This is a genomic window from Micromonospora krabiensis, from assembly GCF_900091425.1.
Taxonomy (GTDB): domain Bacteria; phylum Actinomycetota; class Actinomycetes; order Mycobacteriales; family Micromonosporaceae; genus Micromonospora; species Micromonospora krabiensis.
In genome coordinates this window covers 2965786-2983048 of record NZ_LT598496.1, presented here as the reverse complement: position 1 = coordinate 2983048, position 17263 = coordinate 2965786, and the positions used below count along the sequence as shown (strand labels likewise).

Annotated in this window: 15 protein-coding genes; 7 read left to right on the top strand and 8 right to left on the bottom strand. The window is 74.5% G+C overall.

Annotation, left to right across the window (positions count from 1 at the left end):
- Positions 1-8 precede the first annotated feature (8 nt).
- Positions 9-1871, bottom strand: coding sequence for a hypothetical protein (locus GA0070620_RS13280; protein WP_377521051.1), 1863 nt, complete (start codon positions 1869-1871; stop codon positions 9-11).
- A 133-nt stretch (positions 1872-2004) separates the two neighbouring features.
- Here GA0070620_RS13280 and GA0070620_RS13275 point away from each other — a divergent pair, with 133 nt between their 5' ends.
- Entirely contained in the window at positions 2005-3297 is a 1293-nt protein-coding gene (locus tag GA0070620_RS13275; RefSeq protein WP_157741610.1) for an outer membrane protein assembly factor BamB family protein, read from the top strand.
- Complete coding sequence (locus tag GA0070620_RS13270; protein ID WP_157741609.1) at positions 3294-4577, top strand: outer membrane protein assembly factor BamB family protein; 1284 nt, start codon at positions 3294-3296, stop codon at positions 4575-4577. Before GA0070620_RS13275 ends, GA0070620_RS13270 begins: the two co-directional genes overlap by 4 nt.
- Here the strand turns inward: GA0070620_RS13270 and GA0070620_RS13265 are convergent, their stop codons facing one another.
- Positions 4578-5777, bottom strand: coding sequence for a peptidase C39 family protein (locus GA0070620_RS13265; RefSeq protein ID WP_091590645.1), 1200 nt, complete (start codon positions 5775-5777; stop codon positions 4578-4580).
- A 179-nt stretch (positions 5778-5956) separates the two neighbouring features.
- On the opposite strand from GA0070620_RS13265, the gene GA0070620_RS13260 reads away from it, so the two are divergent.
- Genes GA0070620_RS13260 through GA0070620_RS13250 form a run of 3 tightly spaced genes read left to right on the top strand, consistent with a single transcriptional unit; the run spans position 5957 to position 8226 of the window.
- On the top strand, positions 5957-6625 hold the full coding sequence (locus tag GA0070620_RS13260; protein ID WP_091590643.1) for a response regulator transcription factor: 669 nt from the start codon (positions 5957-5959) through the stop codon (positions 6623-6625).
- Complete coding sequence (locus GA0070620_RS13255; protein ID WP_091590639.1) at positions 6622-7809, top strand: sensor histidine kinase; 1188 nt, start codon at positions 6622-6624, stop codon at positions 7807-7809. The genes GA0070620_RS13260 and GA0070620_RS13255 overlap by 4 nt, the downstream gene beginning before the upstream one ends.
- Positions 7810-7830: 21 nt before the next feature.
- Positions 7831-8226: a VOC family protein gene (locus GA0070620_RS13250; RefSeq protein WP_091590637.1), complete on the top strand. Its 396-nt coding sequence runs from the start codon at positions 7831-7833 to the stop codon at positions 8224-8226.
- A gap of 23 nt (positions 8227-8249) precedes the next feature.
- On the opposite strand, the gene GA0070620_RS34025 is transcribed toward GA0070620_RS13250, so the two are convergent.
- Positions 8250-8564 (bottom strand): cold-shock protein, encoded by a 315-nt coding sequence (locus GA0070620_RS34025; protein ID WP_091590634.1) that lies wholly within the window; start codon positions 8562-8564, stop codon positions 8250-8252.
- Between the two features lie 140 nt (positions 8565-8704).
- On the opposite strand from GA0070620_RS34025, the gene GA0070620_RS13240 reads away from it, so the two are divergent.
- A complete protein-coding gene (locus GA0070620_RS13240; protein WP_091590631.1) occupies positions 8705-9208 on the top strand; it encodes a levansucrase in 504 nt (167 codons plus the stop codon).
- 51 nt (positions 9209-9259) lie between these two features.
- Here GA0070620_RS13240 and GA0070620_RS33225 read toward each other — a convergent pair whose 3' ends face one another.
- The 5 genes from GA0070620_RS33225 to GA0070620_RS13210 form a co-directional block, all read right to left on the bottom strand.
- The gene (locus GA0070620_RS33225) at positions 9260-10402 is read right to left on the bottom strand and encodes a hypothetical protein (protein ID WP_197677593.1); all 1143 of its coding nucleotides are present in this window, start codon (positions 10400-10402) and stop codon (positions 9260-9262) included.
- Positions 10403-10566: 164 nt separating this feature from the next.
- Positions 10567-12636 (bottom strand): 3-hydroxyacyl-CoA dehydrogenase NAD-binding domain-containing protein, encoded by a 2070-nt coding sequence (locus tag GA0070620_RS13225; protein WP_091590628.1) that lies wholly within the window; start codon positions 12634-12636, stop codon positions 10567-10569.
- Entirely contained in the window at positions 12633-13829 is a 1197-nt protein-coding gene (locus GA0070620_RS13220) for a thiolase family protein (RefSeq protein ID WP_091590624.1), read from the bottom strand. The genes GA0070620_RS13225 and GA0070620_RS13220 overlap by 4 nt, the downstream gene beginning before the upstream one ends.
- A 162-nt stretch (positions 13830-13991) precedes the next feature.
- Positions 13992-15326, bottom strand: coding sequence for a ribonuclease D (locus tag GA0070620_RS13215; protein ID WP_091590622.1), 1335 nt, complete (start codon positions 15324-15326; stop codon positions 13992-13994).
- A 138-nt stretch (positions 15327-15464) separates the two neighbouring features.
- A complete protein-coding gene (locus tag GA0070620_RS13210) occupies positions 15465-16037 on the bottom strand; it encodes a DUF3000 domain-containing protein (protein ID WP_091590619.1) in 573 nt (190 codons plus the stop codon).
- Between the two features lie 126 nt (positions 16038-16163).
- On the opposite strand from GA0070620_RS13210, the gene hemE reads away from it, so the two are divergent.
- On the top strand, positions 16164-17261 hold the full coding sequence (gene hemE / locus GA0070620_RS13205; protein WP_172836426.1) for a uroporphyrinogen decarboxylase: 1098 nt from the start codon (positions 16164-16166) through the stop codon (positions 17259-17261).
- Positions 17262-17263: the final 2 nt, after the last annotated feature.

Sequence of the window (17263 nt, the reverse complement as noted above, 5' to 3'; positions counted from 1 at the left end):
CGGGAACCTCAGCCCACCAGTGGGCGGACGTCCCAGACCCAGACGTCGTCGACCCGCTGCGGCGCGCCGAGCAGGCCGGTCATCAACTCCCGCAGCACGGTCTCCCGGGGGTGCGCGCCGAGCACCACCACGGAGGCGCGCCACCAGCGCAGGTCCTCCACCGCCTGGCGACGGTTCTCGTCGGTGAGCGCCGGCACGGTGCCGGTGTCCATCGTGGAGTAGATGAGCGTGCTGGTGGGGCGGTTCGGCGCCCCGAAGACACCCTCGCCCTTCTCGTTCGGGCCGATGAAGTAGCCGCCCGGCACCGGGAACTCCTGGCCGGTCAGCGCGCTCCAGCGCAGCGTCGGCAGCCCGTGCACGTTGCTGGGGATGGGCACCGGCACGAGGGTGCGCCCGTCCGGGACGTACGGCCGCCAGCCGCCGGCGGTGATGAAGTGCGGCGGCGGGTCCACCGGCTGGGCGGGCAGCGGTCGGGGCAGCAGCGGCAGCACGGCGGCCGCGATGGCCGCGTACCCCACGAAGCGGAGCCAACGTCGCCGACCGGACCCGGCGGTGGCCGAGGCGGGCATCGTCTCGTCCGCCTCGGCCGTGCGCTGCGCCGGCACCCGGACCGTCGCGGCCGGGCGGCCCAGGCGGGCCAGCCGGTCCCAGGCCAGCGCGAGCAGCACGCCCACCGCGCCGGCGACCACCAGCGTCAACCGGGTCGGCATCATCATCTCGACCAGCGGCAGATCGTCCCGCAGGTAGTGCCACGGCCCGTTGACCTCGGTCTCCACGCCGTTCAGCCGGATGCGGGGCCCGAGCGAGCCCACGGTGAAGACGACCACCAGCACCGCGAGGATCCGGGCCGCGAGCGACCGGCGGACCAGCAGCACCAGGGCCACCAGGGCGACCAGCACCAGCGGCCAGCCGAACCAGGTGTTCTGCTCGGTCAAGCCGATGGTCTGCTCCACCGCCGGATCACCGGCCCAGCTGTCGCGTGGGAAGGTCACGAACGCGGCCAGGTCCTCGCCCCAGTTGTGGAACACCCCGCCCTGCAGCCCCCGGTAGGACTGCGGACCGTTGAACTGGAACCAGATGGGGTAGGCGGTGAGCAGCAGCGCCACCCCGCCCCCCACGCCGAGCGCGGCGGCGAACGTCCCGGCCCGCGCCCACGCGTCCCGCGGTCGCTGCACCGCGTACGCCAGCACCACGATCAGGCAGGCCAGCGCGGTGAGCAGCAACATCTCCTCGTTGATGAAGATCTGGTACGCCACCAGCAGGCCCAGCACCAGCCCGTTGCGCCGCCACCGGCCCGGCTCGGACAGCCGCAGCACCCGTGCCACGATCAGCGGCAGCAGGAAGTTGGAGACGAAGTTGGGCTGGCCGTTCGCGTGGTGCACGATGCCCGGCGCGAAACCGAGGAACCCGCCGCCGACGAACGCCGCGGCCCGGGAGCGGACCAGGTACCGGGAGAGCACCCAGTAGCTGGTCGCGGCGGTCGCCGCCAGCGCGCCACCGAGGTAGAGCGCGTACATCACCTGGGGGCCGAGCAGCATCGTCAGCGGCGCCAGCGGCAGCGTCATGCCCAGCAGCGAGGTGTTCGCCATCATGTTCACCCCGTCGGGGGCGTTCTGGCGGGTGGTGAAGAGCGGGTTCTCCAGGTGCTGGACGGAGTAGGCGCCGTGCGCGAACAGCCACTCGAACCAGCTGTGGTCCGTGGGCAGGTGCGAGGAGACGGTGCCCTGCACGTCCTCCCAGTAGTTGAGGCAGACGAGAACGCCGAGCACCACATAGGCTCCGAGAGCCAACAGGTCGGCGCGAGCCGGCCGGCGTCGGGGCCGTCGCGACGGCTCGGCCTCGACCGGATCGGCGTCGGTAACGGGATTCAGCGAGGGATCTACGACCGGCACAGCCACGACGCGCCATCGTACAGGTGGGGATGCGTCGCTTTTGCCGGGCCGTGGCGGTCGCGGCCGGTTTGCCGGTTCGCGCCCGTCGCGGCGAGGTGACGGGAGGAGGGTCATGACGCTCATCGACCTGGGCGAACTGCGCGCCGACCCGGTCCCGGTCCCGGTCCCGCGGCGACGCCCGCCCCTGGGCCGTCCACTGCGGACGCTCCTGGTCTGCGTGGTCGCGCTGGCGACCCTGGCCGGCGCGGCACCGGCACCGGGCCGGGTCCGGGCCGTGGTACCCGGCGCCCCGGCGGCCGAGCCGTTCCTCGTCGGCGACCTGCTCCTCATCGCCCGCCCCGTTGAGGGCGTGACCGACGGGAGCCGGGACCTGGTCGCCTACCCGCTGCCCGAGCGGGCCGCCACGACCGCCCAGCGGCCCGCGCCCCGGTGGCGGGTCCGGCTGCCCGTCGTCGGCGAGCTGTGGGGGGTGGCGGCGGCCGGCGACGCGCTGGTCCTCTCCGCCAACCTCGCCCCGGACGGGGCGCCGGACACGATCGTCCTGGACGCGGCGACCGGGCGGCTCCGCTGGCGGCAGCCGGGCTTCAGTCGGCTCGACGCGAGCGGACGGCTGCTGCTGGAACGGCCCGTCGGTCCGCCTACGGTCAGTGCGGTCGACCTCGCGTCGGGGCGGACGATCTGGTCCACACCCGGCTCGTTCCCGCCCGGCGCGCAGTACCGGGTCCGTAACGGGACGATCGACCGGGTCCTGATGCTCGGGTACGACGGGACGGCCGAGCTGCGGGACGCCGCGACCGGCGCCGTGTTGCGCCGCGCCGCCGTGACGCGCGCCGCGGCCACCCCGGAGCCGCCCCGCCACCAGGTGGTCGGTGACCTCCTGCTCGTCCTGGACGGGGGGGTGCTGCGGGCGTACGACCTGGACCGGCTGGAGCCGCGCTGGTCGGTCGAGGCGCCGCAGGTGTCGTACGTGCTGCCGTGCGGCGTGGTGCTCTGCGCCCACACCCAGCCCGGTGGGTTCCGGGCGCTCGACCCGGCGACCGGCGCCACCCGGTGGACCGCTCCGGCGTGGAGCGGCGTGCTGGCCAGCGGGGCGGGCCGAGTGCTGGTCACCGCGGGCCAGTCGGCGGGCGACGACTACGCGGCCCTGGACGCCGGCACCGGTGCGGTGGTGGCCGAGTGGGGCACGTGGCAGCCGCTGCCCGCGTTCGAGCAGGACGCGCCGCCGGTCAGCCTCCGGCGGGCCGACGATGGGCGGCTCGTCGTCGTCGAGTGGGACCTCGCGGCCGGGCGCCCGCGGCTGCTCGACGTGATCGCCGACGCGTCGGGCGCCTGCCAGGCCGGGAAGGACGCGATGGTGTGTCGCCGCAGGGACGGCTCGTTCGGCGTGTGGCGGTGGCGACGGTGACCAGCGGTCCGATGATCGACCTGGGGGAGCTGCGGCACGAGCCGGAGTCCGAGCCGCTGCCCCGGCCGCCGCGCGCCGTCGGTCGGCCGCTGCGCTGCGCCCTGGTGTTCGTCCTGCTCCTGGCGTGTCTCACCGGCAGCGTCCCGACCCTGGTACGCGCCGAGGTCGTCCTGCCGGCCCGGCTGGGGGCGGATGCCCTCCTCGTCGGCGACCTGGTCATGATCATCGACCCGTTCGACGGGTCCGGCGACCGTCGGCTGGCCGCCTACCGGCTCCCCGGTGGAGAGCCGGCATGGGAGTCGAGCCTGCCGGCGCAGGGCCGCTACTGGGGGATGTCGACGGTGGGCGGGATGCTGGTGGTGACCGGCCACCAGGGCGGCTCCGGTGTCGAGCGCAGCCTCACGGTGGTGCTGGACCTGGCGACCGGGGCCTACCGGTGGCAGCAGCCGGGCAGACCGCTGGAGCTCGCGGACGGCAACCTGCTGCTGGAGTCGATCGACCCCGACCTGACCGGCACGCTGCGGGCGGTCGACCCCTGCTGCGGCGCGCCGCGCTGGTCGATCCCGGTCGCCGGCCACCAGGTCGTCTACCGCTACGCGGGCACCGGGGTGGACCGCATCGCGCTGGTCAGCGCCGAGGGCAGGGTCGGGGTCTTCGACGCCGTCACCGGCGCGCTGCGGGTCGGCGCGGACCTCTGGCAGGGCGAGCGCAACGTCAACGTGCAGCTCATCGGGGACCTGCTGGTCACCGTCGGCGACACGCCGGGCACGGTGACCGCCTACGACCTGGACCGGCTGGAGCGGCGCTGGCAGACCCGGGTCGGTGACGCGCTCTACGCCGGGGAGTGCGACCCGGTCATCTGTGTGGGGAGCCGCGACGTCGGGCTGTGGGTGCTCGACCCGGCCACCGGGCGGCAGCTGTGGACCGACGACCGGTGGGCCGGCATCTGGTCGACCGGTGGCCGGCTGCTGGCCGGCGCGGCGAGCACCGCCGGCCCGGGCGCCGAGCAGCTCGTCGTGCTCGACCCCGCCACCGGCGCCGTCCTCGGCGAGCTGGGGCTCTGGGAGATGGCGTTCCCGGCGCGGCGCGACGCCCCGCTGGTCGGCACCCGCCGGCACCCGAACGGCGGACTGCTCGTCGCCGAGCTGGACGCCGGCGCCGGCACCGCCCGCCTGCTGGACGTGCTCTCCGACGCCGGTGGGGAGTGTCAGGGCAACGGGGACCGGCTGGTCTGCCGGCGGACGGACGGGGCGTACGGGGTCTGGTCGCTGCGCCGCTGATCACCAGTTGGGCTGTGCGGGCGCCGACGGCAGCGGCACCCCCGGCGGCCGGATGACGTACGCCATCCCACCGCTGCCCCGCTGCCACACCGCCTCGAACCGGGCCCGGTCCACCGTCCGCCGCACCGCCTCGTCGTCCGGGGCGTACGGGTCGTTGAGCACCGGGTCGCCGTCGGCGGAGAAGCCGACCAGCACGATCAGGTGCCCCTTCGTGTCGTAGTCCAGCCCCGGCACCTCGCCGCGGGTGAACGCCGCGGACACCACCAGCGGGATGCCGGCGGCGACGAACGCCTCCGCCTCGGCCAACGACCGCAGCCGGGTGACGAAGGCGTCCACGCCGTGCAGCCCCGCGTACGCGGTGTTGAACGACCAGTTGCCGGCCCCCGCGTAGGCGTGGTCGAAACAGTGCCGGGCGGCGTGCACGACCACCGGCCGCGGGCCGGGCGGGTCGACCCAGGCGTACCGGTCGGGCGGCGGCGCGGCGCCCCAGAACGCCAGCACCATCGAGGTGCAGGTCGGGCTGCACCAGGAGTCGCCGCCCCCGCCCCACTCCGGGTACGCGCCGTGGCGCCGCTGGGAGTAGCGCGGCACCTCCAGCACCGTCCCCCAGGCGGTGCCCGTCCCGGGCGGCGGCAGCTCGGCCGTCGACGTCGGCGCCGGCTCGGCGTCGTCGCGGCCGGAGGCGACCGCGCCGACGGTACGCAGGGCCGGGGTGAGCGGGCTGCCGACCGGTCGTAGCAGGGTGACCCGCACCTGCCAGCCGGTCACCGTGGCGTCGTCGACCACGAGCGTGTCCGTCGACACCCGGGCGGCACCGTCGCGCTGCCCCGGCACCGAGGTCCGGCGCACCCACCGGTCGTCGGCCGACCAGCGGCCCAGGACGTACCAGCCCGTCGCGGGGGTGTCCTCGTGCCAGCCGCGCAACTCGACCTCGATCCAGCAGCCCTCCGGAGTGTCCGCCGTCCAGGACGGCACCACCTCGGCCACACCGAACCCGACCGGCGCCGCGGGCGCGGTCCAGCTGCCCCACTCGTACCGCCGGTCGTCACCGTCCGGGCCGGGGCGTACCCGGTCGCCGGCCGGTCCGGCCAGCACCAGCCCGTCCGCCCCGCCCCGCAGCCCGACCGCGACGCCGGTGGCCTCGTCCGCCGGGAACCGGAAGCCCCGGTAGGCGATGTTCCGCAGGGTCGCTGTGGTCATGGGACGTCCTCCGTGGGGGTGGCGCTGGGCTGCGGCAAGCCTCGCGTACGCCGGAGGTTCGGGCAAACGGCGACCGACCCGGGCGGCGAGGGACCCTGGTTTGGTGGCCGGCACTAGGTTGTCGGTGGTCAGCGTCGTCGGGGGTCGGCGTTGTCGGTGGTCAGCGGGAGGAGGCCGGCATGCGGGTACTGGTGGTGGAGGACGAGCGCAACCTCGCCGACGCGATCGCGCGGGGGCTGCGCAAGCGGGGCCTGGCGGTCGACGTGGCCTACGACGGCGACACCGGGCACGAGATGGCGTTCGTCACCCGCTACGACGTGGTGGTGCTCGACCGGGACCTGCCGGGCGTGCACGGCGACCAGATCTGCGCCGAACTGGCCGCCTCGGGCACGCTGACCCGGGTGCTGATGCTGACCGCCAGCGGCACGGTCGCCGACCGGGTCGAGGGCCTCCAGCTCGGCGCCGACGACTACCTGCCCAAGCCGTTCGCGTTCGACGAGCTGGTCGCCCGCGTGCAGGCGCTGGGCCGCCGCGCCACCCCGGCCGCCCCGCCGGTGCTCGCCGTGGCCGACCTGGTCCTGGACCCGGCCCGGCGGGTCGTCACCCGGGCCGGGACGCCCGTCGACCTGACGAACAAGGAGTTCGGTGTGCTCCGCGAGCTGCTCAAGGCACGCGGCGCGGTGGTCTCCAGCGAGGAGCTGCTGGAGCGGGTGTGGGACGCGAACACCGACCCTTTCACCACGATCGTCCGGGTCACCGTGATGACCCTGCGCAAGAAGCTCGGCGACCCACCGCTGATCGAGACCGTGGTCGGCGCCGGCTACCGCACCGCCGAGGTCGCGGCGTGACCCGGCCACGGTTGCGGCCCACGCTGCGGCTGCGGCTCACGCTGCTCAACGGCGTGCTGCTGGTCGGTGCCGGGGCGATCCTCGTGCTGCTCGCCTGGCTGCTGGTGCGCGACGCGCTGCGCCCCACCGACGAACTGCTGCCCGGCACCACCGTCGTGCTCGCCGACGGTCGCACCCTCGACGCCGGCGAGTGGCAGCGGCAACTGGTCGACGCGGCCTCCGGCGAGCTGCTGGCCAAGGGGCTTGTGGCGCTGCTGGCGATCAGCGTGGTCGGAGTGGCCGGCGCGTACGCCGTCGCGGGGCGGGCACTGCGCCCGCTGCACCAGGTCACCGCCACCGCCCAGCGGCTCGGTGAGGCCACCCTCGACCAACGGATCGGCTACTCCGGCGCCGACGACGAGGTGGCCGAGCTGGCGAAGACGTTCGACGCGATGCTCGACCGGATCGCCGACGCGTTCGAGGCGCAGAAACGCTTCGTGGCCAACGCCTCGCACGAGCTGCGGACACCCCTCGCGGTCATGCGGACCGAGATCGACGTGACCCTCAGCGACGACGAGGCGGACGCCGCCGAGTACCGCCGGATGGCCACGGTGGTCCGGGACGCCTCGGAGCGGGCCAACGGGCTGGTGGACGCGCTGCTGGTGCTGGCCCGCAGCGAGGCGCAGGTCGGGCGCCGGCTCGGCCGTCGTACGGAGTGCGACCTGGCCACCGGCACGGCCAACGCCCTGTCGGCGGTGCGGCGCGAGGTGGAGCGGATCGGCCTGCGGGTGCAGACCTCGTTGGAGTCCGCACCGGTGGTGGGCGACCCGGGCCTGCTGGACCGGCTGGCGGGCAACCTCATCGAGAACGCGGTCCGCTACAACCACCTGCACGGGCGGCTCTGGGTCCGGACCGGCTCGGACGGCGAGCGCTCGTGGCTGGTGGTGGGGAACACCGGTTTCGAGGTGGACCCGGCCGACGTGCCGGGCCTGTTCGAGCCGTTCCGGCGCGGCGGTCGGGAGCGTACCGGCGCGCGGGGCTCCGGCCTGGGCCTGTCCATCGTCCGGGCGGTTTGCGACGCGCACGGCGGCACCGTGCAGGCGGTCGCGCAGCCCGGCGGCGGCCTGGAGGTGACCGTCACCCTCCCGTCGGCGGATGTCGTGCCGGCGGCGTCCGCCCCGTCCCGGCCGTCGAAAACCGCTTGATCGTCGTGAGAGGTTCGGGGCATGACTCTGCGAGTGCGTTGGATCGACTTCGACTGCGCCGACCCGTTCACGGTGGCGAGCTTCTGGGCCGAGGCGACGGGGCTGCGCCACCATCCGGAGAACGCGCCGGGTGAGGACGAGTGCGCGCTGATGTCCGGTGTGGACATCGCCGAGGGCGGCATGCTGTTCCAGCGGGTGCCGGAGGGCAAGGTGGCGAAGAACCGGGTGCACCTGGACCTCCAGCCCACCGACCGGACCCGGGACGAGGAGGTCGAGCGGCTGCTCGGTCTCGGCGCGTCCCTGCTCACGGACCACCGACAGCCGGACGGCACCGGCTGGGCGCTGCTCGCCGACCCGGAGGGCAACGAGTTCTGCGTGGAGCGCAGCGCCGCGGAACGCGCCGCCACGCCCGCCTGAGGACGCGCCCGACCGACCGATGGTCAGTGCCCGCCGGCGGCCGGCGGGTGGTCGAAGGTCACGGTGAGGCTGCTGCCGTACGCGGCGGACGGCTCGCCGTCCCGCCGGTCGTCCGGCTCGGTGTCGCCCGTCCACACCTTCACGGCCCGGTAGTCGAATCCGTCCTGGGCCTCCACCTCGGCGCGGAACGTGACCCGCTGCCCGCCGGCCAACTCCCGGTAGCCGTCCACGGCGACGGCCGAGAAGTGCACCCAGCAGCCGCCCGGCACGTCCGGCCCGTCGATGACGCCCCAACCCTCGTCGGCGTTCCACGTCCGGACGATCCCCGTACTCGTCATGCGCCGAGTGTGCCCGACGGGCCGTGACCTGGGCCGGGGGCGGATAGCGGATGACGCCGCCGTCACACCGGGGCGGCGGCGGAGGCGGCGGTGGTGTTTGATGGGCCGCCAGGGACGGCAGGGCGGGAAGGCGAGGGCACATGGACACCACGGCGACGGAGCCGGTGCGGACCTACATCGACGCGACCGGGCAGCGGTTGCGGGACGACGGCTGTGAGGTGCGGACCGAGGACTGGGGCGGGGTGCCGGTGCTGGTCGGCTACCGGGCCGACTTCAAGCTGCGCTGGATGGCGACCAGGCTGCACCTGTTCACCATCGCCGCGCCGGCGACGGTGGTCACGGCCGCGGGCCTGGAGGCGTTCAGCACCTCCGCGCTGGACTACGTGATCGCGCGCAAGGGGAGCCTGCGCGGCGTGCAGAGCGGCGTCGCGGTCCTCCCCGCGCTGGTCGGCACCGAGATCGAGCCGGCGGCCGTGGCCTGGGCGCGGGAGAAGCAGCGGCTGAAGTTCGCCGCGCTGTGCCGGCCGGTGGTGGTGGACGCCGGCACCGGCGCCGCCGCCGCCTTCCGTGGCAACCCGATGCTCGGCTTCGTCTACGCGGCGCACCTCCGCCGCAAGCTCGACACGTACTTCCCGGCCGCCTGACGGGCCGGTCGTGGGGCCCCGGCGGTCGACGCCGGGGCCCCACGGTGCGACTCAGCCGCGCTTCTCGACCTCGCTGCGCATCGCCGCGAAGTCCGCCCCGGCCTGCTCGCCGGTCTTGAAGAACATCACGATCGCGCCGACGCTGCCCTTGTCGGCCCAGATGCAGACCCCGAGCGGGGCGCCCTCGGCCGTCCCGTCACCGCAGCGGGCCTCGCCGCCCAGCGGACCGGGTTCCACCGGGTTCATTCCCTTCATGCCGAACTGCGAGCCCAGACCGGCGACCGCGTCGTCCAGCTCCTTCTTCGGGTCGGCCATCACGCCGGAGACCCCGAAGACCATCACCAGATCCTGCTTCGCGGGGTCGCCGTAGAAGGCCCCGACCGCGCTGGTCTCACCGCGGGCCGTCTTCTTCATCTCGGCGACCATCTGGTCGGTGAGCGACTGCATCGCCGGGTCGGTGATCTTCGGCCGCCCGGCGAGCGTCTCCGGCGCCTCCAGCCGGGTACGGCTCGCCTCAACGCCTTCGCTCACGTCGTCCTTGATCGCGAACCAGGTGATCCCCGCGCCGGCCCCGCACAGCACGAGGACCGCCACGACCGCGATCAGGACGATCCGGCCGACGCGACTCTTCCGCGGCGGCGGAACCGACGCGTTCGGGTCCCCGTGCGGTTGGCCGGGCTGCGGGCCGTCCTGCGGGGCCGAAGGGTAGCCTCCCGGCTGACCCGGCGCGGGTGGGTAGCCGACGCCCGGCTGCTGGTAGCCGCCGCCCGGCGAGGGCTGCGCGTAAGCGTCGGACTGGTCCGGATAGCCGCCCTGCTGCGGGCTCGCGTACCCGCCGGCCTGCTGGGGGCTCGCGTACCCGCCGCCCTGCTGCGGGCCGGCGTACCCGCCGCCCTGGTAGGGGTGCCCGCCCTGCTGCGGGCCGGGGTAACCACCCTGCTGGGGGTAGCCACCTTGCTGGGGGTATCCGCCCTGCTCGGGGTAACCACCCTGTTGCGGATAGCCGCTCTGCTGGGGGTAGCCGCCCTGTTGCGGGTAGCCGCCCTGTTGGGGGTGCCCGCCCTGTTGCGGGTAGCCGCCCTGTTGGGGGTGCCCGCCCTGGGCGGCCGGCGGGTAACCGCCGGGCTGGCGGGGCGGGGGATAGGAGCCCGGCCCGGAGGGCGGGGGGTAGGAATCGGCCGGCGGATAGGACATGCGTCAGCTCCAGGTGAGAAATGCCGAACGCGTGATGTTAGCCAGGCCGGTGCCTCCGCCGCTGTCCGTCGACCGGCCCGTGCCCCCGGTACAGACGCTCGCGGTGGCCGGCCGCGTCGGGTGGGACGCCGCCGACCACCGCGAGGTCGGGGGAGCGGTGCGGGTCAGGCCGGAAGGCTCGCCGCGCCGAGCGGCAGGAACCGCCGGCCGGTGACGCGCTCCGAGGTGCCGGTCCGGTCCAGGTACGGAGTGACACCACCCAGGTGGAACGGCCAGCCGGCACCGAGGATCATGCACAGGTCGATGTCCTGCGCCTCGGCGACGACGCCCTCGTCGAGCATCAGCCGGATCTCCTGCGCCAGCGCGTCCAGGGCGTTCTGCCGCACCTGCTCGGCGGTGAGCGGGTTGTCGCCCACCACCAGCAGCTTCGCCACCTCCGGGTTCACCTCGTCGTCGACGACGATCGGCTGGCCCGAGTCGGCGATGCGCTTGAGGTTCTCGCTGACGCCGAACCGGTCCGGGAACGCGGCGTGCAGGGTGCCGCCCACGTGGTACGCGACCGCGGGGCCGACGAGCTGGAGCAGGGCGAGCGGGCGCATCGGCAGGCCCAGCGGGTCCAGCGCGCTGTTCGCCACGTCCAGCGGCGTGCCGGCGTCGACGGCCGCGAAGACCGTGCCGAGGAAGCGGGTGAGCAGCCGGTTGACCACGAACGCGGGGGCGTCCTTGACCAGCACCGACGACTTCTTGAGCTGCTTGCCGACGGCGAACGCGGTGGCGAGGGTCGCGTCGTCGGTCCGCTCGCCGCGCACGATCTCCAGTAGCGGCAGCACGGCGACCGGGTTGAAGAAGTGGAACCCGACGACCCGCTCCGGGTGCTCCAGGTCGGCGGCCATCTCGGTGACCGACAGGGAGGAGGTGTTCGTCGCCAGCACGGCCTCCGGCTTGACGATCTTCTCCAGCTCGGCCCACACCTGCTTCTTCACACCGAGGTCCTCGAAGACCGCCTCGATGACGAAGTCGGCGTCGGCGAAGGCGCCCTTGTCGACCGAGCCGCTGACCAGGCCGTACAGCTTCGCGGCCGTGCCCTTGTCCATCCGGCCCTTGGTGACGGCCTTCTCGATCTGGGTGTGGACGTAGCCCACGCCCTTGTCCACCCGCGACTGGTCCAGGTCGGTCATCACGACGGGCACCTGGAGCCGACGCGCGAACAGCAGCGCGAGCTGGCTCGCCATCAGGCCGGCGCCGACGATGCCGACCTTGGTGACCGGGCGGGCCAGTCCCTTGTCCGGCGCGCCGGCCGGCCGCTTGGCCCGCCGCTGCACCAGGTCGAACGCGTACAGGCCGCTGCGCAGCTCCTCGGAGAACACCAGGTCCGCGAGGGCCTCGTCCTCGGCCGCGGTGCCCACCGCGAAGTCGGCGTCCTTCGCCGTGTCCAGCAGGTCCAGCGCCTTGTACGCGGCCGGAACCGCGCCGTGCAGCCGCGCGTCGAGGGTCTGCCGGGCGAAGTAGAGCACCCCGGCCCACATGTCCCGGTCCACCTCGGGCCGGGTCACGGTGACCTCGCCGCGGACGACACCGGCCGCCCACTCCAGGGACCGCTCCAGGAAGTCGGCCGGCTCCAGCAGGATGTCGGCGATGCCCAGCTCGGCGGCCTGCTTCGGCTTGAGCATCTTGTTCTGCATCAGCGGGTTCTGGATGATCACCTGGGTGGCGGCGGGGATGCCGATCAGGTTCGGCAGCAGCTGGGTGCCACCCCAACCGGGCACCAGGCCGAGGGACACCTCGGGCAGGGCGAGCGCCGCCGCGCCGCCGGAGAGCGTCCGGTAGTGGCAGTGCAGCGCCAACTCCAGGCCACCGCCCATCGCCGCGCCGTTGACGAACGCGAAGGTGGGCACGGTGCTGTCCTTCAGCCGGGCGAAGACCCGGTGGCCGAGCCGGCCGATCTCCAGCGCCTGCTCACGGTCCGCCAGCTGCGGCAGGCCGACGATGTCCGCGCCCACGCAGAAGATGTACGGCTTGCCGGTGACCGCGACGAACGCCGGGTCCGCCGCCAGGGCGGCGGTGATGGCCTCGTCCAGGCTGGCCAGACCGGCCGGGCCGAAGGTGTTGGGCTTGGTGTGGTCGAGGCCGTTGTCGAGGGTGATCAGGGCGGCGGGACGGTCCAGCCCCGGCACGTTCACCTGGCGCAGCAGCGCCCGGGTGACGACCTCGTTCGGTGCGGCGAGCGCGCTCACTTGTTGCCCTCCGTCCAGTGCGGGTTCTCCCAGATCACGGTGCCGCCCATGCCGATGCCGATGCACATGGCGGTGAGGCCGTAGCGGACCTCGGGGTGCTCGGCGAACTGCCGGGCGAGCTGGGTCATCAGCCGCACACCGGAGGAGGCGAGCGGGTGCCCGATGGCGATCGCGCCACCCCACTGGTTGACCCGCGGGTCGTCGTCGGCGATGCCGAAGTGGTCGAGGAAGGCGAGCACCTGCACGGCGAACGCCTCGTTCAGCTCGAACAGGCCGATGTCGTCGATGGTGAGGCCGGCGATGCGCAGCGCCTTCTCGGTCGACGGGATCGGGCCGACGCCCATCACCTCGGGCTCGACGCCCACGAAGCCGTACGACACCAGCCGCATTGCGATCGGCAGGCCCAGCTCACGGGCCGTCTCCTCGGCGGCGATGAGGCTCGCGGTCGCGCCGTCGTTGAGGCCGGCCGCGTTGCCGGCGGTGACCTTGCCGTGCGGGCGGAACGGGGTCTTGAGGGTGGCGAGCTTCTCCATCGAGGTGTCCCGAGGGGCCTCGTCCACAGTTGCCAGACCCCAGCCGGTCTCCGGGTCACGCACCGCGACGGGCACCAGGTCGTCCTGGAGCTTGCCGTTGGCGTACGCCTTGGCGGTCTTCTGCTGCGAGGCGAGCGCGAACGCGTCGGTGCGCTCCTTGGTGATGTGCGGGACGCGGTCGTGCAGGTTCTCGGCGGTGGCGCCCATGACCAGCGCGGACGGGTCGACCAGCTTCTCCGCGATGATCCGCGGGTTGGGGTCGACGCCCTCACCCATCGGGTGGCGGCCCATGTGCTCGACGCCACCGGCGATCGCGATGTCGTACGCGCCCATGGCGATGCCACCGGCCACGGTGGTCACCGCGGTCATCGCGCCGGCGCACATCCGGTCGATCGCGAAGCCGGGAACGGTCTTGGGAAGGCCGGCCAGCAGCGCGGCGGTCCGCCCGATGGTGAGGCCCTGGTCACCGATCTGCGTGGTCGCGGCGATGGCGACCTCCTCGACCCGCTCCGGCGGCAGCTGCGGGTTGCGGCGCAGCAGCTCACGGATGCAGCGGATCACCAGGTCGTCGGCGCGGGTGTTGGCGTACATGCCACCCGCCTTGCCGAACGGGGTGCGGACGCCGTCGACGAAGACGACATCCCGAACTTCACGGGGCACTTTGAGCCTCCCTCTACCGACCGGGGCCGGCCCGGTGCCGCGGTACGGCACGACGGACCGGACGACGGTCGCCGGCACGGGCGTTTCCCTCGGATGCTACTCGTCAGTAACCAACTGGGACACCACCCCCCGTGTGGCCCACCCCACACCGAACGGGTGTCGTTACTCCGCGGTGGCGGGCGGCGGGTCGGTCAGAGCGGTGGCCAGATCCGTCACCAGCAGGCCGATCTGCCACTCACGGGCGCCGAAGCCGCGCAGCGTCTCGCGTACGGACTCCTCGGTGACCTCCTCCGGCGGCACCCAGGCGAGCCGGCGCACCGAGTCCGGGGCGATGAGGTTCTCCGCGGGTAGGCCGTGCTCGCCGGAGACCCGCAGCACCACCTCCCGGCACCGGGCCAGCCGGCCGGCGGCCACCGGATCCCGCTCTGCCCACCGGTGCGGCGGGGGCGGGCCCTCGACCACCGGCGTCACCGGCAACGCGTCGTCGGGCAGCTGCCGCGCGTCGTCCAGCGCCGCCAGCCAGGTGCGGGCCAGCCGGCGCACCGAGCGACCGCCGAAGCCGGGGAGCGTGAGCAGGGTCTTCTCGTCCTTCGGGTCCAGCTCGGCGGCGGCGATGATCGCCGAGTCCGGCAGCACCCGACCCGGCGCGGCGTCCCGGCGGGCGGCCACCTGGTCCCGGGCGTACCACATCGAGCGGACCCGGGCCTGGGCCCGCGCCCCGCGGACGCGGTGGATGCCGGACGTTCGCCGCCACGGCTCCGCGCGCACCCGCGGCGGCCGGGCGCCGGCCCGGACCAGCGCGGCGAACTCCTCCGCCGCCCACGCCGACTTGCCCTGCCGGGTCAGCTCCTCGTCGAGGGCGTCGCGCAGGTCGGTGAGCAGCTCCACGTCGAGCGCCGCGTAGGTCAGCCACGACTCGGGCAGCGGGCGGGTGGACCAGTCGGCCGCCGAGTGGTGCTTCTCCAGCGTGAAACCGAGCAGCTGCTCGGTCAGCGCGGCGAGGCCGACCCGCTCGAACCCGGCCAACCGTGCGGCCAGCTCGGTGTCGAACAGCCGGCGCGGACGCAACCCCACCTCGGCCAGGCAGGCGAGGTCCTGGCTGGCGGCGTGTAGCACCCACTCCGCCTCGCCGATCGCCTCGTCGAGCGCGGTCAGGTCGGGCAGCGGCAGCGGGTCGATCAGCACCGTGCCGGCGCCGGCGCGGCGCAGCTGCACCAGGTAGGCCCGCTGGCTGTAGCGGTAGCCGGAGGCGCGCTCCGCGTCCAGGGCCACCGGGCCGGTGCCGGCGGCGAAACGGGCCACGACCTCGGCGAGCTCGTCCGGCGTGGCCACCGGTTGCGGTGTGCCCTCGCGGGGGGCGGTCAGCGGAACAGGGCCGCCGTCGCTGGCGTCGGGCCCCGCGCCCGCCGGCTCCGGCTGAGCCGACGGCGGGTGGTGCGAGTCGATTCCCGTACGGCTTTCGGCGGCCCGACGGCGCAGGGGTGGTTCGTCGGTCACCTGACAACCCTAGTGCGCGGCGGGTGCCCGTGGGAGCAGCCGGTCGGGGTGCGTGTCGGCCGGGCGGCCCTCGGGCACCGTCCGGAGTCGGACACGGAGTTCGACAGGGCGCGTTCGCGCCGCGGTGACCGTCAGCGGTCAGGCGGCGCCGGCGGGGCGGCGCTCCGGCAGCGCGGTCACCCCGGGCGGCGGCAGACCGGCCGTCGACGCCAGCATGGCGCACCAGGCGAGCAGGTGGGGGGCCAGATCGTCGTCGACCGGCGTCCACGAGGCGCGGATCTCGACGTCGCCGGCCGTCGGGGGGCCGGCCAGGTCACCGAAGCGGGTCGACATGGTCTGGGTGACCGTCCCGCCGATCGCCCGGTGGCCCGCGTCCTGGGCGTCGAGGGCGTCGGTCAGCCACGTCCAGCCCACCCCGGGCAGCAACGGGTCGGCGGCCAGGTCGGCCTCCAGTTCGGCCGTCACGTAGGTGACCAACCGCAGGGTGCCCTGCCACGCCTCGTGTCCCGCCGGGTCGTGCAGCAGGATCAGCCGGCCGGTGGCCACCTCGTCCCCGTCGCGCAGCACGGCGGCGGAGAGAGCGAAGGAGTAGGGCGCGAGCCGCTGCGGCGCGCCGACCTCCTCGAGCACGATCTCGGACCGCGGCGCCGCGGACCGCAGCCCGGCGACCGCGCGGGCGAACGTCTCCGGGAGCGCGATCGGGGGGGCCATGTCGGCAGCCTATGCCGCCGTCCCCGCGACGGCGGCGACGGCGCGCCGACGGCCGCCGGGCGCGGCGGGTCACAAAGCGGGGCGGGGCCCGTCGGGGCCGGCGCGTGGCGTGGCACGATGGCCGCGATGACCACGGACAGCACGGGCACCGCCGCCCGAGACGGAGAAAACGCCCCCACCGGACCGGGAGACTCGGCCTTCGTCCGAGCGTGCCGGCGGATGCCCGCCCCGCACACCCCGGTCTGGTTCATGCGCCAGGCCGGCCGCTCCCTGCCGGAGTACCGGGAGATCCGGGCCAACGTGGCGATGCTGGAGTCTTGCCGCCGTCCGGAGCTGGTCACCGAGATCACCCTCCAGCCGGTGCGCCGTCACGGCGTCGACGCGGCGATCCTGTTCAGCGACATCGTCGTGCCGGTCGCCGCCGCCGGGGTGGACCTGGACATCGTGCCGGGCACCGGGCCGGTGGTGGCCGAGCCGGTGCGCACCGCGGAGGACGTCGAGCGGATCCGCCCGATCGGCCGCGACGACGTCGCGTACGTGGACGAGGCCGTCCGGATGCTCGTCGCCGAGCTGGGCGCCACCCCGCTGATCGGCTTCGCCGGCGCGCCCTTCACCCTGGCCAGCTACCTCGTCGAGGGCGGCCCGTCGCGTACCCACGCGAAGACCAAGGCGCTCATGTACGGCGACCCGGAGCTGTGGCACGCCCTCTGCTCCCGGCTGGCCGAGGTCACGCTCGCCTTCCTCCGCGTCCAGGTGGCGGCCGGGGTCTCCGCCGTGCAGCTGTTCGACTCGTGGGCCGGCGCGCTGTCCGAGGCCGACTACCGCCGCTACGTGCTGCCCCACTCGACGGCCGTGCTCACCGGCCTGGCCGACGCGGGCGTGCCCCGGATCCACTTCGGGGTGGGCACCGCCGAGCTGCTGGGGGCGATGGGCGAGGCCGGCGCGGACGTCGTCGGCGTCGACTGGCGGACGCCGCTGGACGTCGCCACCCGCCGGATCGGCCCGGAGCGGGCCGTGCAGGGCAACCTCGACCCGGCCGTGCTGCTCGCCGACTGGCCGGTGGTCGAGGCGGAGGTGCGCCGCGTGCTCGCGGAGGGCCGGGCCGCGCCCGGGCACGTCTTCAACCTCGGCCACGGGGTGCTGCCGGAGACCGACCCGGACGTCCTGACCCGGGTGGTCGCGCTGGTGCACGAGCTGACCGCCGCCGCGGCCGCCCGGAGCTGAGC